Raw genomic sequence first — 16,404 nt, forward strand, 5'->3', positions numbered from 1 at the left:
TTACAGCACGTAGCGCGACAGGTCTTCGTTGTCGGCCAGTTTGTCCAGACGCTCGTTGACGTACGCGGCATCGATCGCCACCACGCTGCCGCCGGTTTCGCTGGCGGTAAACGACACTTCTTCGAGCAGCTTTTCCATCACCGTGTACAGCCGCCGCGCGCCGATATTCTCGGTGCGCTCGTTGACCGAAAACGCAATCTCGGCCAGGCGCGTGATGCCGTCCGGCGCAAACTCGACCTTGACGTCCTCGGTCGCCAGCAGCGCTTCGTACTGCTTGGTCAGGCAGGCATCGGTGCTGGTCAGGATGCATTCGAAATCGGCAATCGACAGCGATTCGAGCTCGACCCGGATCGGAAAGCGCCCCTGCAATTCGGGAATCAGGTCCGACGGCTTGGCCAGGTGGAACGCGCCCGAGGCGATGAACAGGATGTGGTCGGTGCGGATCATGCCGTACTTGGTGTTGACCGTGGTGCCCTCGACCAGCGGCAGCAGGTCACGCTGCACGCCGGCGCGCGAGACATCGGCCCCGCCCATTTCGGAGCGCGAGGCGATCTTGTCGATCTCGTCGAGGAACACGATGCCGTTCTGCTCGACGTTGGCGATCGCCTTTTGCTTGAGCTCGTCGTCGTTGACCAGCTTGGCCGCTTCTTCGTCGATCAGCAGCTTCATCGCTTCGCGGATCTTGATCTTGCGCGGCTTCTTGCGCGCCGCGCCGATGCCGGAAAACATGGACTTGATCTGCTCCGTCATTTCTTCCATGCCGGGCGGGGCCATGATTTCCATCTGCGGACCGGGTTCGGCCACGTCGAGCTCGATTTCACGGTCATCCAGCTCGCCTTCGCGCAGGCGCTTGCGGAAGGTCTGGCGGGTGCCGTCGCCTTCCTTGGTTTCAAGCGGCGGCGGCGTGACGTTGAAGCCGAAGTCGCGCGCCGGCGGCACCAGGATGTCGATGATGCGGTCTTCGGCCGCGTCTTCGGCGCGCTGGCGCACTTTTTTCATTTCGCTGGAGCGGGTCTGCTTGATGCCGATGTCGATCAGGTCGCGGATGATGGTGTCGACGTCGCGCCCGACGTAGCCGACTTCGGTGAACTTGGTCGCTTCGATCTTGATGAAGGGCGCGTCGGCCAGCTTGGCCAGGCGCCGCGCGATCTCGGTCTTGCCCACGCCCGTGGGCCCGATCATGAGGATGTTCTTGGGCGTGATTTCATGGCGCAGCGGCTCGGCCACCTGCTGGCGGCGCCAGCGGTTGCGCAGGGCGATGGCGACCGCGCGCTTGGCCTTGCCCTGGCCGACCACGTGCTTGTCGAGTTCGGAAACGATTTCGCGGGGCGTCATATTCATGGTGCTTGGCATGGTGCTTCCCCTTAATCCAGTGTTTCGATGATGTGCGACATGTTCGTATAGATGCACAGCTGGCCGGCGATGGTCAGCGATTTTTTGACGATCTCGGCCGGCGACAAATCGGTGTTCTCCTGCAGGGCCTTGGCGGCCGACTGGGCGTAGGTGCCGCCCGAGCCGATGGCGCCGACCCCGTCTTCGGGTTCGAGCACGTCGCCGTTGCCGGTGATGACCAGGGTCGATTCATGGTCGGCCACCAGCAGCATGGCTTCCAGGCGGCGCAGCACGCGGTCGGTGCGCCAGTCCTTGGCCAGTTCCACCGAGGCGCGCAGCAGGTTGCCCTGGTGCTTTTCGAGCTTGCCTTCGAAGCGGTCGAGCAGGGTGAAGGCGTCGGCGGTGCCGCCGGCGAAGCCGCACAGGACCTTGCCCTGGTACAGCTTGCGCACCTTGCGGGCCGTGCCCTTCATGACGATGTTGCCGAGCGTGACCTGGCCATCGCCGCCGATCGCGACTTGCTTGCCGCGCCGTACGCACAGGATGGTGGTGCCGTGAAATTGTTCCATTGTCGTTGCCTCTCAGTGATGGAGCGGCCGGCCGGGAGAGGGCTCCCGCGCGGCTGCATGCCTCCCAGAAATGGGGATGCTCACGGAAATTGCAAGACAGCTACCGGCAAGCTGCGCCGGCCAGCCATGGTCAGTACTTGTGCGGGAACAGCTTGGCCACTTCCGTGAAGCCCAGTAGTTTGAACAGTGCGGCGACCAAATGGTTCAATTCGCGCAGCTCGATTCTTTTCTCGGCCGCGATCGGGCGCAAGCGGTTGAGCAGGGCGGCGGCGGCCGAATAGTCGACCCGCGCCAGGCGCGAGCAGTCGAACAGCACCGTTTCGGCGCTGTCGGCGGCGTAGGCGTCGATGGCGTCGAACAGGCTCGCGGTCGCGCCTTCGATCACCGACGGCAGCATGAAGCCTTCGGTGGCCGGCGGGGTGTGCAGGATGCTGACCGAGGTGGCGGTGCTCAGGGATGGTTCGAACGAGGGCGGCGAAACCTCGTAGGTGACGCAGTAGTCCATCGCCGTTTCTTCGAAATCCTTTTCGCGGTCGAGCAGCTGGAACAGGGCCAGTAGCAGCAGCCACGGCGCTTCGCTGGCGTCGCGCTGGCCGATCTCGATGGTCGAGTGGACCAGCTCGGCCAGTTCGGCGGCGCCGGCCACGATCAGTTCGCGGTCGCTGGCGCGCAGGCGGTTCATGGTTTCGAGCAGCAGGGCGCAGCCGTCCGGGGTGACGCTCTGGATGCGCGCGAATTCGAGGCGCAGCACCGGGTTTTCGCTGGCGCGCTGCAGCAGGCGTTCCAGGCGCGGGGCCACTTCGCCATCGAGCACGCCGCTGAAGACTTCGGTCGGGGTGACCCCGGCGAAGGTGCGCTCTTCCATGCCGGGAGGCATCAGCGGCGGCGACCACGACGGCGGCGAAGTTTCGAACTGGCTGGCGTAATCGATTGCAATGTTGTCGAAGTCCTCCTGGCGTCCGCCCACCTGGTACAGGTCGAACAGCATCCACCAGATGGTGCGGTCGTCCTTGCCCAGCTCGGCCAGGCTGTCGAGCAGCATGTGCTCGGTCACGGCCATCTGGTCGTTGGCGAACATGATGGCGATTTCTTCGATGACGGGGGCGGTCTGGGGCGCGACCAGCGCGTCCGGCAAGTCTTCGTCGGCCAGCAGCTCGGTGGTGGCCAGTTCCAGCATCGGCAGGGTGTCGCTGCCGGCGTCCTCGGCGGCCGGGGCCTTGGCCTTGCGCGGGCCGCTGCCCCAGGCCGGCTCGGGCGTGTTGAAGATGTCGTTCGACATGGCCGATTCGATCGCGTCGATCTTGGCCGCGGTGGCGCGCGCGATCTCGCGCTGGCGCGCGCGGTCGGCGTCGGTGTCGGCGGCCAGGCGCGACGGTTCGCCGACGCGCAGGCGCGAGTCCGGCGCATTCTTGCCGCCAGGCTGCTCAGTTTTCTTCTTGTTGAAGATGGAGAAGATACCCACGTCGTTCCCTGTCTCGTTCTACGCTGCGCACTGCGCCAACGGCGCCGGGCGCACCGACCGCAGCAAGCGCCCTGATTGATCTGTCTGCGGAACCAGCCGCAGCGCCAAGCCGCACGGTAGCATGCCGGCCCGGAGCGCGCCAGCCACCCATGCTGTCCGCTGGACTGGACAATCCGACATAGTGTAGCCGATAGGCAAGCTTCGAGTCGGATTGGCGGGAGCGGCAAAACAAAAAAGCATGCGGGGGCGAACCCGCATGCTTCTTCGGAGGTGGCGTGCGGCGAGGCTCAATCGCCGTACAGTTTTTGTTTCAGCTCGCGGCGCTGCTGCGCTTCGAGCGAGAGCGTCGCGGTCGGGCGCGCGATCAGGCGCGGAATGCCGATCGGCTCGCCCGTCTCTTCGCACCAGCCGTAGTCGCCCGCGTCGATGGCGGCGATCGACTGCTGCACCTTCTTGAGCAGCTTGCGCTCGCGGTCGCGCGTGCGCAGTTCGAGCGCGTGTTCTTCTTCGATCGTGGCGCGGTCGGCCGGGTCGGGCACGAGCACGGTTTCGCGCAGGTGCTCGGTGGTCTCGCCGGCATTCTTGAGCAGGTCTTTTTCGAGCTGCTGCAAACGGGCCTTGAAAAACGCCAGCTGCGCCGGATTCATGTAGTCCTTCTCACCCATGGCCCGAATTTCGTCTTCGGAGATGAGATGGCCTTCCGTATTGACGGCGGTCGATTTAGTTGTTTTAGTCATGACTTCACTTACCTTCGATACGACGGTGGTTTCATTTTATCAGCTAACCCGGCTGCGGCACCGGTAAAGCGGCGGTGCTGCGGCCGAAGCGCCTACCTTGACGGCTTGCTGAACTGCCGCCTTGTTCGTAACTCCCCGCACCGGGATGGCTTTTACTGATGGTGCGATAAAGCGGGCATCTTAAAACCCGGATAGTTTATACCAAACATTGTTCCAAACCGCTGACAAAGACATCTTTCGGTAAATTTTTGCCAATAAAAACCATTTTGCTGCCACGTTCCTCGTTTTCGCCCCATTTTGCGCCCAGATCGCTGCCCATCATCTGGTGCACGCCCTGGAATACCACCTTGCGCTCGGCGCCCTGCATCAGCAGCACGCCCTTGTAGCGCAGCATGCGCGGACCGAAGACATTGACCAGGCTGGCCAGGAATTCGTCGAGCTTGGCCGGGTCGAACGGGCGCTCGCTCTTGAAGACGAAGGCGGCGATGTCGTCGCTGTGGCGGCCGTGATGGTGGTTATGGTCGTGATCGTGGCGGCAGGCGTCGGTGTGCACATGATCGTGCTCGTGCTCGTGCGCTTCCTCGGCCTTGAGGAAGTCCGGGTCGATTTCCAGCTTGTCGTTGAGGTTGAAGCCGCGGATGTCGAGCACCTCGGCCAGCGGCGCGCGGCCGAAGTCGACCTGGCTGATCGGCGCGCGCGGGTTGATGCGCATCAGGCGCGCCTTGAGCGCGTCGAGCTGGGCCGTATCGACCAGGTCGGTCTTGGAGATCAGCAGCTTGTCGGCAAAACCGACCTGGCGCTGGGCTTCCTCGTAGTCGTCGAGCTGGGTCATGGCGTGGCGCGCGTCGACCACGGTCAGCACGGCGTCGAGCATGTAGTGCACGCCGACTTCCTCGTCCATGAAGAAGGTTTGCGCCACCGGCCCCGGATTGGCCAGGCCGGTCGTTTCGATGATGATGCGGTCGAAGTGCAGCTCGCCCGCTTCGCGCTTTTGCGCCAGGCTGGTCAGCGCAACGATCAGGTCGCCGCGCACGGTGCAGCAGATGCAGCCATTGTTCATCTCGACGATCTGCTCGCTGCTGTCCTGCACCAGGATTTCGTTATCGATGTTTTCCTGGCCGAACTCGTTCTCGATGACGGCAATCTTCAGCCCGTGGTCTTCCTGCAGGATGCGATTGAGGAGCGTGGTTTTGCCGGCGCCGAGGAAGCCGGTCAGGATGGTGCTGGGAATTAAGGCCATGTTGTCGTCAGTCAGTGTGCGGCCCGGGACCGGGCGAATAATCGAGCGATTATGCCGGATTTCGCCAATTGCTTCCAACTACCGCCATGCGGCTTGATGCGGATCATGCCGCAAGGGCGTTTCCGGCCCGGTTTTCGGTCCTGCTTCGGGCTTACTTCGCCTTGGCGCGCGGGTGCGCCTGGTCGTACACGGCCGCCAGGTGCTGGAAGTCGAGCGCGGTGTAGACCTGGGTCGAGGTGATGCTGGCGTGGCCGAGCATGTCCTGCACCGCGCGCAGGTCGCCCGACGATTGCAGCACGTGCGAGGCGAACGAGTGGCGCAGCATGTGCGGATGCACGTGCACCGGGGTGCCGGCGTCGATCGCGTGCTGTTTCAGGCGCAGTTGCACCACGCGCGGCGAGACGCGCGTGGCGCGCTCCGACAGGAACAGGGCGGCGCTGCCGTCGGCGGGCGGCGGGCGCACCGCCAGCCAGGCCGCCAGCGCGCTGCGCGCATGGCTGCCGACCGGCACCGTGCGCATCTTGTTGCCCTTGCCGGTGACCAGCACGTCGCCCGAGGCCAGGTCGATCCAGCCGAGCGACGGCGCCTGGCCGTCGCCGCCCTTGGTGTACGTGACGTCGAGCCCGGCCAGCTCGGCCACCCGCAGGCCGCTCGAATACAGCAGCTCGAACATGGCGCGGTTGCACAGCTCGGCGCTGGTGAGGGTGGCGCGGCCGGGCGGTGCGCTCGAGACCAGCTGCACGGCGTCGTCCACCGCCAGCGCTTTCGGCAGCGGGGCCGGGCGCTTGGGGGCGCGCACGCCGTCGGTCGGGTTGGCCGCCAGGGTCATGTGTTCCGACAGCCAGCCGAAAAACCCGCGCCAGCTCGACAGCTTGCGGGCGATCGAGCGCGGTCCCAGTTCCTGGCTGTGCAGGATCGAGGTCAGGCGGCGGATGTCGGCCTGGCGCACCTGCTGCCAGGGCATGCCCTTGGCCAGCGTGTGCAACTGTTGCAGGTCGCGCCGGTAGGCGTCGATGGTGTGCGGCGAGAGCTGGCGCAGGGTGGCCAGCTGGTCGAGGTAGCGCCCGACCCAGTCGGTGCGCTCCGGCTCGGCCGGATGGTCCATCTCAGGCCCGCAGCGCGGCCAGCGCGGCGCTGGCGGTTTCGCCGATATGGACCAGGAAATCGGTGCCCATGCTGGCGCTGAAGCGTTCCGGATCGGGCGAGCCGAGGATCAAGAGGCCGAAGGCGCTGCCGTTGCTGCGCAGCGGCAAAATGACGGTCGACTGCACCGCGCCGGCGTCGGCCAGCCAGCGCACCGCTTCGAAGTCGTGGTTGCTGCCGCAGTAGGGCGCCAGCAGGCTGTTGGCGAACAGGCGCGCATCTTCCGACACGCCGTTGACGTACCAGTTGCCGGCATGCGCTTGGGCCAGGTTCCACAGGCGCAGGGTCGCTTGCGGCACGCCGAAGTGGGTGGCCAGGCCGTCGACCAGGGCGCGCGCCATGTCGCTGTCGTGGCGCGTCTTGAGCAGGGTCTGGGTCCAGCCGTGGAACTTGTTTGCGATGGCGGCGTTCGCTTCGGCCAGGCGGACCAGGTCCGCCATGCGCAGCTCCAAGGCCTTGTATTTATCGCGCATCACTTCCATCTGGCGCTCCTGGAGCGAGACGGCCTTGCCGGTCAGCGGGCTCGACAGCTTGACCTCGCCCAGCAGCTTGGCGTGTTCCTGGAAAAAGGTCGGATGGCCGGCCAGGTAGTCGGCGACGGCGGTGGGGTCCAGTGTGGCGGTCATGTGAGTCTTTACGTGAAGTCTTGGTGCGGGGAATCGTGTTGCTGGCGAAAAAACGTCCCGCAATTCTAACCGACAGCTTGCGCTCACACGCAAAAAGACGCCCGCAGGCGTCTTTTTTGCAGTGCGGGAAGGTCCCGGCGCGTGCTTAAGTAAGTGCACATAAATTCTTGTCATTTCCAGCTTCCATAAGCGGCGCCTTGCTGCGTTGCCCACCGCTAGCAGTGCTCGCACTGCGTCGCGGCGTGCGCCTTGCCAGGCATCCGCTTCTGTTCGCTATAAATGACAATAACTTCTGCGCACTTACTTAGAAGCGGTGGCGCACGCCGATCTGGATGGCGCGGCTGTCCTCGCCCGCGACTTTGGTGAAGCCGCCCGGCGAACCGGCCCCGCCCGGCGTGTACTGGCCGTCGTTCTGGTTCTTGATGTTCGACAGCACCGTGTAGATATCGGTGCGGGCCGACAGGTTGTAGTCGTAACCGACCGCCATCAGGGTGGCATCGCTGTTCGACGCGGTACGGTCGTTCTGGCGCGCCGCCGAGGCCATGATGCGGCCCTGGCCCAGACGGTAGTGCAGGCCGAACTGGTAGCTGCTGGCATCGACCTGGCTGTTGCGGGTGATGTTGGTGGTGTAGATGCTGGTCAGGGCGGCGACGTTGGCAGCCGGCACGCCGGCGGCGCGCAGGCCCGGGGCGACCTGGCCGCTGAACACGGCGAGGTAGTCGGCCAGCAGGGCCGAATTGCGGTTGACCTGGTCGTGGTAGCCGGCGAAGAACTTGAAGTCGCCGACCTTGACCGAACCGCCCACGGTGGTGGTGGTCAGGCTCTTGCGGCCTTGCAGGTCTTCACCCTGGTTGTGGCCCACGCCGACATCGACAACGCTGGTCTTGTAGGTGATCGCGCCGCCCATGAACTTGTTGTAGCGGCCCAGGTAGCCGGAGTTCTTGGTGCCGTACATGAGCGAGCCGCCGAAGCCGGACGGGGTGGCGATGCGGTACTGGATCGATTTCTGCGAGCGGATGTCCGCGCCCAGCGCGGTAAAGCCGGCGGTGCCGCCGGTGATGCCGCCCCAGGTGCCGCCGGTGCCGGTTTCGAACGCGTCAGCCGCGGCGAACACTTCGTAGCCAGGGGTGTACATGCGGCCGACCAGGATGGCGCCGAACGGGGTGACCACGCCGACCATGGCGGTACGGTCGAACAGGGCTTTCTCGGCGTTGACGGCAACGGCTGGCTGCAGGCCGGCGCGCAGGGTCGCCAGGGTCGACGCCAGGGCCGGGGTTTTAAAGGCATCCATGCCCTTGGTCAGGTAGAAGCCTTGATTCGGGTTGACCAGGCCGGGGCTCTGGGTACCGGTGTCGAGTTCGACGCGCGCTTCCAGATTGAAGATGGCCTTGTAACCACCGCCGATGTCTTCGGTACCTTTGAGACCGATGCGCGAACCGTCCGCGATACCACTGACGAGTTTGGCCGATTCACCTTTGGTTTTCATAAAGCCGGCGTCGGCAATACCGTAAATGGTCACGCTGGACTGGGCCAGGACCGGGGCTGCGAAACAGGTAGCGATTACACCAGCGATTAATTTTGTTTTCATTGTGTCTCCAGGAGATTATTTTGTCTAAAAACGAACGTGCGTACTAATTCGTTTTAACCAATATGCCATCGTTTTTTAGCCTTGTACAGAAAGCCGGTCGCGCGCGCAAATGCTGGTTGCGAAAAAGACACAGACGAAGCAAAAACGTCAATATCGTCTTATCTGAAACACCACAGCATAACGCGAAAAACGCCAGGGGCGCCGATGTTGCCATCGCCGCCCCTGGTTTTATCCGACAAAATTATGTTGCATGCGATTTATATCGCACTGCATCAAAAAGCGTGATTGACGCCCAATGCATAGATATTCATGCTCGATGGAATGGTCGGGCCTTTCTTGTTGGAGGCATCGGCATACACATACGTGCGTGGCGACAGGCTGTATTCGTAGCCGATCGACATTTGCTTGGTCTTTTGCATGCCCTGGTTCAATGCGCCCTGGTTCTTCTGGCCATAACCGGCCAGGATTTTGCCCGCGCCCATCTTGTAATTGGCGCCAACCACCCACGAACGCGCTTCTTCGCTGTTAAAGAAGGTGTGGCCGCGGTCTTGCTGCACGCGCGTGGCCATCAGTTTCAGTTCCGGCGTGGCCATCACATAGCCGGCGACCGAGACCAGGCGCGATTCGACCGCATTGCGTTCGGCGGCCAGCATGATGGCGCCGGCGGCGCCAGTGTAGGTGGCCGAGACCGAGTACGGATTGGCCGACGCTTCCGAGCCGGGACGGTATTGCGGGTTGGCCAGGGTGCCGCGGCCGACGATGGCTGCCGAACCCGAGGCCGCTTCCTTGGTGCCGATGGTGGCATTGATCTGGAAGCCGTTGTACACGTTCGAGTTATAGAACAGGGCGTTGTTGAAGCGGTTGGTCGAATTGCCAACCGAGCCCAGCGGGTCCGAGGTATAGCCGGCCACCATCAGGTCGGTCTGGAAACCGGCCGGGCTCGGCACGCCGTGGAACGGCTCGAACTGGGTGCTCGTTTCCTGGAACGCGGTCAGGCCGCGCCCGAGGCGCACCATGCCGAAGGCGCCTTGCAGGCCGACCCGGCTCTGGCCCTGGAACAGGGGACGCTGGACGCCATTGCCGCCCTGCTCGATGGTGCCGGAGTCCGGTTCATAGCGAATTTCGAGCTGGAACAAGGCTTTCAGGCCGCTGCCGAGATCTTCCACGCCTTTGAAACCGAGGGTGTTATTGGCGCGCTTGCCGATGTTCAGCGATTGGTCGGTACGTTTGATCATGCCGGCATCAACGGTGCCGTAGATGACCACAGAAGATTGTGCTTGTGCAAAGCCGGCGCTTGCGCCCAGAACTGCCAGAGCGACCAGTGATTTTTTCATGTACACGTCCTTAAAAGTGAATCAGTCGAATCCGCAAGTGCCTTGAGTTTTCAATTTTCTGAACACCCGGATCAAGAAGCCTTAATTGCCTGGCCATGTGCCACTGGCTGTTGTGGTCGATTATGAGGGGTAGAATTGGTTGAAAGCCAATCATTCCAGCGGTGCTGTTGTATTTATGAAACGTCCGTGCGTATTGATACGGGCAAGAACAAGCGCATTTTTATGAAATCCTTTCATGCGGTATCCCACATATTCTTACTAACAAGCTTTGTGCGAAATCAAGGAAGTCGCCATCAGCGGACATCGCGCCGCATGCCTGACGTAGACTTTACAAGGTCGGCTGCACCCGCATCAGCCAGGCAATTGTTGTATATTGGCAACTCTACCGGCGCCATGCGGTGTAGCAGGCTCAAGGAATTGATCCCCTCCCGGAGCCCCTCCAACAAAGGTGATGGCAACAATCATGGCAAACCGCGAAGAACTAGCGCTCATCCGTGGCGCGCGCGCAGGCCGCGCCCAGGCCCAGCTTGAGCTGGGCACCCTGTATCTGTTCGGCAGCGCGGGCTTGCCCAAAAGCCTGCCGACGGCGCTGCACTGGCTCGACCGTGCCGCGCAGCAAGACTGTGCCGGCGCGTGCCAGCTGATCGGCAACCATATTCCCTTCGAGGTGGCGGTGCAGAGCCAGCGCGCGGTGGCGTGCTGGTTCGAGCACGCCTACGACGACGGCAACCTGCGCGCCGGCCTGGTGCTGGCCCAGCTGATACTGGGCGGGCATGGCGGCGGCACGCCCGGCTTGGCGCGGCGCGAGAAAGCGTTCGGCGCGCTCCAGGCCGGCGCGGCGGCCGGCCTGGCCGAAGCCCAGTGGCTGCTGTCGCAGCACCGGCGCCTGGCCGGCGCGCTGGCGGTGGCGCCCGAGGCCCCGGCGCCGTCGCCGGCGGCGCCATTGGCGCATCCGGCGCCAGCGGCGGCGGGTGCCGGGGCGGCGCCGCGCACGGCCGATGCGCGCTGGCTGCGGCAAGCCGCCGACAGCGGTTTGCCGCAGGCCCAGCTGTCGCAACTCGACATCGACTGGGAAGACGGGCGCCTGGGCGCCTACGCGGAGGGCGCGCTGCCGCTGGCGCGCGCCCTGGTGCGCCGGCTGGGCACGACCCCGCGCGCCGCCAGCGGGCTCGGTCCGGCGGACGTCACGCTGCTGTCGCGCTGCGCGCGCGCCATGGCGGCCGAGGCCGAGGCTGGGCGCGCCGCTACTGGCCGTGCCGAGGCGGTCAGTGCGGAAGCCCGTCATTTCTTCGAGCTGGCCGCGGCCGAGCACGATCCCCATGCCCAGTTCGCCGTGGGACTGTGGTGTGCGCGCATGCAGGTCGACGGCAAGCGCATTGCCGTGGGCGAAGGCTCGGCCAACTTCAAGAAAGCCATCCGCTGGCTGACCCTGGCCGGCAACCAGGGCCTGGCCGAAGCCTGGTACGCGCTGTCGCGCATCTACATCAAGCCCGAGTTCTCCCAGCGCAATGTGCTCGACGCCCAGCGCTATCTGGAGCGGGCCGCCGAAATGGGATACCGCGACGCCCAGCTCGAGTGCGGCAACAGCGCCTGGCGCGCGCGCCGCGAGAATGAAAACAATGACGTGCGGGCGGTGTACTGGCTGCAGAAGGCGGCGCTGCAAGGTTGTCCGCTGGCGGCCACGGCGCTGCACAAGATCGCCCCGCGCTGCGAGGGCACGGCGTACACCGAAACCGGGGCCCTGGCCGCGTACGAGCTGGGCGGAGCACATCCGCTGCTGGCCGCGCGCCTGGAACTGGCCGCCCTGTTCGGGCTGACCCGCGCCGAAGCGTTATTGCTCGATGTAACGGCGGCTGACCAGGGGCATTGCCTGGTGATCGACATCCGCGGCAGTTACGGGCGCAGCAAGCGGCGCCTGGTGGTGATCGATTCGATGCACGAGCGGCACGCGCTCGACCGCATCGTGCGCCTGTTCGACGGCATCGATTGCGGGCCGACCGGGCCGGAGGGCAATTACCGGCAGCGGCTGTACCGGCTCAAGACGCTGGTGCCGGAGTCCGAGCATGCGGAAGGGGAGGTGGAGGCGTACGAAATGGCGGCGTGAGGAGAAAGAAGGCGACCGGGAGTCGCCTCGCATTCAGGCTAAACCTCGATCTCGCCCTCAAACACCGTCACCGCCGGTCCGCTGAGCAGTACCGGCTGTCCATCGCCAGCCCAGGCAATCGACAACTCCCCGCCGCGCGCGCTGACGCGCACCGGTGAATCGAGCAGGCCGCGCCGGATGCCGGCCACCACGGCGGCGCAGGCGCCCGAGCCGCAAGCGAGCGTCTCGCCGGCGCCGCGCTCGTACACGCGCAGCTTGACATGGCCCCGGTCCAGCACCTGCATGAACCCCGCATTGACCTTGTTCGGAAAGCGCGCATGCGCCTCGATCAGCGGCCCGGTTTCCAGCACCGGCGCCAGCTCGACATCCTCGACCACCTGCACCGCGTGCGGATTGCCCATTGACACCACCGACACGAACACCGTCTTGCCACCCTGATACTTGATCGGCAAGGGCCACAAGGTATCCTGTCCCTCGGCCCAGCCGCCCAGCCCGGCCGCATCGAAGGGCACCCTGGCCGCCTCCAGCACCGGCGCGCCCATGTCGACCGTGATGCTGCCATCGGCTTCCAGGCGCGGCGTGATGATGCCCTTCATGGTTTCCACACGGATGCTGGACTGCTCCGTCAAGCCCTTGTCGGTGACAAACTTGACGAACGCGCGCGCGCCGTTGCCGCACTGCTCGACTTCGCCGCCATCGTTATTGAAGATGCGGTAACGGAAGTCGCAGCCGGCGCCCCGGGCTTTTTCGACCACCAGGATCTGGTCGGCGCCGATGCCGAAGCGCCGGTCCGCCAGGCGCTGCCACTGGGCGGGGGTGAAATCGACCTGCTGGCTGATGGCATCGATGACCAGAAAATCATTGCCGGCGCCGTGCATCTTGGTAAATTTGAGTTTCATGAGCGTCAGTATAGCGGTAGAAAAGCTATTGTTTGAAGTACGGCGACGGTTCACCGGGCGGACGGGTCTTGAAGCGCTTGTGCGTCCAGAAATACTCGGCCGGCGCTTCGCGCACCCGGTCTTCGATGAAGGCATTCATGCGGCGGGCCGACTCGGCCATGTCATCGCCCGGATAATTCTCCCACGCCGGATAGAACGTCACCTTCCAGCCCGTGTAATTCGGCAAGAACGTTGCCACCACCGGAATCACCTGCGCCCCGGTGGCCGCCGCAATGCGCCCCGGTGCGGTCAGCGTGGCGGCGGGAACGCCGAAAAACGGCACGAACTCGGCATCCTTGTCGCCGAAATCCATATCCGGCAACATAAAGTAGGGCACATGCTCGCGCATGGCGCGCAGGATCGGCTTGACTCCCTCCTTGCGCGAAAACAATTGTACCGGACGAAAGCGCGAGCGTCCCTTGCGCAACACCTCGTCGAAGACCGCGTTTTTCTGCGGCACATAAATCGAGCACAAACTGGTTTCCAGCATCACCGCCACGCCGGCCACGTCCAGGCTCACGAAGTGCGGACACAGCAAGATGGTCGGCTGGGCCGCGATCCGCGCCAGCGGCACGCCGGGCTCGACCTTGATCAAACGGCGCAGGCGCGCTTCCGGCGCCCACCACAAAATGCCGCGCTCCCACACGCTGCGCGAATACGACTGGAAATGCTGGCGCGCCAGCACCACCCGCTGCGCCTCCGACAATTCCGGCATGCACATGCGCAGATTGGTCAGGGCGATGTGGCGGCGTTTGCGCAGCACCATGAACAGCAGGCTGCCCACGCCCGTGCCGACCCGTCCCAGCACGGGCAGCGGCAACCAGTGCATCAGCCAGACCAGGCCGACCAGGAGCTTCATGCGTCCACCTGCGCGTCGGGCGCAGGCACGCCGCTGGGCTGCTTGTAGCGGTTATAACTCCAGAAATACTGGGCCGGGCAGCGCGCGATCAGCTGCTCCATGGCACGGTTGATCGTGCTCGCCTGCTCGGCCGGGCTGCCTGCCAGTTCCTGGCCGAAAGGCACGAAGCGCACGATGAACCCCTTGCCACCGGCACGCCGCTCGGCGTACACCAGGATGATCTCGGCATTGCCCAGCTGCGCCAGCTTGGCCGGCAGGGTCATGCTGTAGGCCGGGCGTCCGAAAAACGGCGCCCACACGCCTTCGCCCTGCTGCGGCACCTGGTCCGGCAGCACCCCGATCGGCTCGCCGCGCTTGAGGCACTTGGCCAGGATGCGCACGCCCGACAGGTTGGCCGGGGCCAGGTGCAGGTTATTGCGCGCTCTAGCGCCCTCGATCAGCGGTTTCAGCGCCGCCTGCTTGGGCGGGCGGTACATCACGGTCAGCTTGGTGCGCAGCGCGATCTGCTGGGCGGTGATTTCGAAGCAGCCCAGGTGCGGCGTCAGGAACATGATGCCGCGTCCGCTGTCGATGACCGACTGGACGTAATCCCAGTTCTCGTCGGTGGCCATGCTGGCCACTTTGTCGGGCGGCGCGCACCACACGAAGGCCAGTTCGATGATCGACTTGCCGGACTCGGCGATGGCGGCCGACAGATGCTGGCCGAAGCCGGCCGCGCGCATATTGGTACGCATCAGCTTGCGGTAAGAAGGGGAGGCGAGATACACGAACCAGCCCAGGCCGGCGCCCATGACATGCAGGACCGGCAATGGCAGTTTCGATAAGGTACGGAAAAGGGGAACTAACATGGTTTTTGACTGTGGTTCAACAAACGGCTAGTTGCTTAGCCAAAATTTCTCAAGGAGCGTAAAATACCACGTATGCAGTATCCGCCGAGTTAATAGACAACTTGCGAAGCGGAATATAAATGTCGCTAAAGCGTCGCAGGCAACCCGGTTACTGCGACATCAACACCACTCAGTAACAGGAGCATTGCATGTCAAACGACTATCTCTTCACGTCCGAATCCGTGTCCGAAGGCCATCCAGACAAGGTTGCCGACCAAATTTCCGACGCCATCCTCGACGCCATCCTCGAACAAGACCCGAAAGCGCGCGTTGCCGCCGAGACCCTGTGCAATACCGGTCTGGTCGTGCTGGCCGGTGAAATCACCACCCACGCCAACGTCGATTATATTCAGGTCGCGCGCGAAACCATCAAGCGCATCGGCTACGACAACACCGACTACGGCATCGACTACCGCGGCTGCGCCGTGATGGTCTGCTACGACAAGCAGTCGCCCGACATCGCCCAGGGCGTCGACGAAGGCGCCGGGCTCGACCTGGACCAGGGCGCCGGCGACCAGGGCCTGATGTTCGGCTACGCCTGCGACGAAACGGCCGAGCTGATGCCGGCCGCGATCCACTACGCGCACCGCCTGGTCGAGCGCCAGTCGCAACTGCGCAAGGATGGCCGCCTGCCGTGGCTGCGTCCGGATGCCAAATCGCAAGTTACCCTGCGCTACGTCGATGGCCGCCCGGTTGGCGTCGACACCGTGGTGCTCTCGACCCAGCACGCGCCGGAAGTGACGCACGCGCAGATCGAAGAAGCGGTGATTGAAGAAATCATCAAGAAAGTGCTGCCGGCCGAGTGGCTGCACAACACGCGTTACCTGGTCAACCCGACCGGGCGTTTTGTGATTGGCGGACCGCAAGGCGACTGCGGCCTGACCGGCCGCAAGATCATCGTCGACACCTACGGCGGCGCGGCGCCCCATGGCGGCGGCGCGTTTTCGGGCAAGGACCCGTCCAAAGTCGACCGTTCGGCGGCGTACGCGGCCCGTTACGTGGCCAAGAACGTGGTGGCGGCCGGACTGGCGCGCCAGTGCCAGGTGCAGGTCAGCTACGCGATCGGCGTGGCCAAGCCGATCAACATCACGGTCTACACCGAAGGCACGGGCGTGATCTCCGACGAAAAAATCGCCGCGCTGGTGATGGAGCATTTCGACTTGCGTCCGAAAGGCATCGTCCAGATGCTCGATCTGCTGCGTCCGATTTACCAGAAGAGTGCGGCGTACGGCCACTTCGGCCGCGAAGAGCCGGAATTCACCTGGGAACGCACCGACAAAGTCGCCCTGCTGCGCGCCGAAGCCGGCCTGTCCTAAGCAACACCGCCGCAAACCGCCCCCAGCGCGGTTTGCACCCCCAACCGGGGTCAGAGCTCTGACTAGAAATGTTTCAAGTCAGAGCTCTGACCCCGGTTGCCGTTTCGGGATTATTCCCTGCTAAAAGCGCAAGAATCCGGTGAAGTAGCTTCCTGTGTTTTCGTTTTCCGTATTCCGTGATCGCCAGTGGCGCGCGTTTGTGCGCCCAGGAAAAATTCCTCAACCGGGGTCAGAGCTCTGACTCGAAATCTTTCGAGTCAGAGCTCTGA

General features: G+C 64.1%; 14 protein-coding genes. 2 read left to right on the forward strand and 12 right to left on the reverse strand.

Translation table 11 applies throughout. The features are described 5' to 3' along the window. The 9 genes from hslU to F2P45_RS26560 form a co-directional block, all read right to left on the reverse strand. The gene (hslU, locus tag F2P45_RS26520; RefSeq protein ID WP_187367231.1) at positions 1-1,341 is read right to left on the reverse strand and encodes an ATP-dependent protease ATPase subunit HslU; all 1,341 of its coding nucleotides are present in this window, start codon (positions 1,339-1,341) and stop codon (positions 1-3) included. A gap of 23 nt (positions 1,342-1,364) precedes the next feature. Next, positions 1,365-1,901, reverse strand: coding sequence for an ATP-dependent protease subunit HslV (gene hslV, locus F2P45_RS26525; protein ID WP_099873691.1), 537 nt, complete (start codon positions 1,899-1,901; stop codon positions 1,365-1,367). A 130-nt stretch (positions 1,902-2,031) separates the two neighbouring features. Further along, on the reverse strand, positions 2,032-3,363 hold the full coding sequence (locus tag F2P45_RS37055; protein WP_166881218.1) for an STAS domain-containing protein: 1,332 nt from the start codon (positions 3,361-3,363) through the stop codon (positions 2,032-2,034). Between the two features lie 287 nt (positions 3,364-3,650). After that, a complete protein-coding gene (dksA, locus tag F2P45_RS26535) occupies positions 3,651-4,100 on the reverse strand; it encodes an RNA polymerase-binding protein DksA (RefSeq protein ID WP_166881219.1) in 450 nt (149 codons plus the stop codon). 196 nt (positions 4,101-4,296) lie between these two features. Beyond that, positions 4,297-5,340, reverse strand: a complete 1,044-nt coding sequence (locus tag F2P45_RS26540; RefSeq protein ID WP_166881220.1) for a CobW family GTP-binding protein — start codon at positions 5,338-5,340, stop codon at positions 4,297-4,299. 151 nt (positions 5,341-5,491) lie between these two features. Continuing rightward, positions 5,492-6,445 (reverse strand): tyrosine recombinase XerC, encoded by a 954-nt coding sequence (locus F2P45_RS26545; RefSeq protein ID WP_166881221.1) that lies wholly within the window; start codon positions 6,443-6,445, stop codon positions 5,492-5,494. Between the two features lies 1 nt (position 6,446). Beyond that, positions 6,447-7,109, reverse strand: a complete 663-nt coding sequence (locus tag F2P45_RS26550) for a DUF484 family protein (protein ID WP_166881222.1) — start codon at positions 7,107-7,109, stop codon at positions 6,447-6,449. Between the two features lie 304 nt (positions 7,110-7,413). Further along, entirely contained in the window at positions 7,414-8,697 is a 1,284-nt protein-coding gene (locus F2P45_RS26555) for a porin (RefSeq protein ID WP_166881223.1), read from the reverse strand. Positions 8,698-8,969: 272 nt separating this feature from the next. Beyond that, on the reverse strand, positions 8,970-10,031 hold the full coding sequence (locus F2P45_RS26560) for a porin (protein WP_166881224.1): 1,062 nt from the start codon (positions 10,029-10,031) through the stop codon (positions 8,970-8,972). A 463-nt stretch (positions 10,032-10,494) separates the two neighbouring features. Here F2P45_RS26560 and F2P45_RS26565 point away from each other — a divergent pair, with 463 nt between their 5' ends. Next, entirely contained in the window at positions 10,495-12,135 is a 1,641-nt protein-coding gene (locus F2P45_RS26565) for a tetratricopeptide repeat protein (protein WP_166881225.1), read from the forward strand. A 38-nt stretch (positions 12,136-12,173) separates the two neighbouring features. Here the strand turns inward: F2P45_RS26565 and dapF are convergent, their stop codons facing one another. From dapF to F2P45_RS26580, 3 genes are read right to left on the reverse strand one after another with little or no spacing between them, the layout of a single operon-like run. Next, positions 12,174-13,034, reverse strand: a complete 861-nt coding sequence (gene dapF, locus F2P45_RS26570) for a diaminopimelate epimerase (RefSeq protein WP_166881226.1) — start codon at positions 13,032-13,034, stop codon at positions 12,174-12,176. 25 nt (positions 13,035-13,059) lie between these two features. Next, positions 13,060-13,932: an LpxL/LpxP family acyltransferase gene (locus F2P45_RS26575; protein WP_166881227.1), complete on the reverse strand. Its 873-nt coding sequence runs from the start codon at positions 13,930-13,932 to the stop codon at positions 13,060-13,062. Continuing rightward, positions 13,929-14,780: a lysophospholipid acyltransferase family protein gene (locus F2P45_RS26580; RefSeq protein WP_166881228.1), complete on the reverse strand. Its 852-nt coding sequence runs from the start codon at positions 14,778-14,780 to the stop codon at positions 13,929-13,931. The genes F2P45_RS26575 and F2P45_RS26580 overlap by 4 nt, the downstream gene beginning before the upstream one ends. Before the next feature lie 188 nt (positions 14,781-14,968). On the opposite strand from F2P45_RS26580, the gene metK reads away from it, so the two are divergent. After that, positions 14,969-16,135, forward strand: a complete 1,167-nt coding sequence (gene metK, locus F2P45_RS26585) for a methionine adenosyltransferase (protein WP_166881229.1) — start codon at positions 14,969-14,971, stop codon at positions 16,133-16,135. The last annotated feature ends 269 nt before the right edge of the window (positions 16,136-16,404 follow it).

It is taken from the genome of Massilia mucilaginosa (assembly GCF_011682145.1).
Classification (GTDB): Bacteria; Pseudomonadota; Gammaproteobacteria; order Burkholderiales; family Burkholderiaceae_D; genus Telluria_A; species Telluria_A mucilaginosa.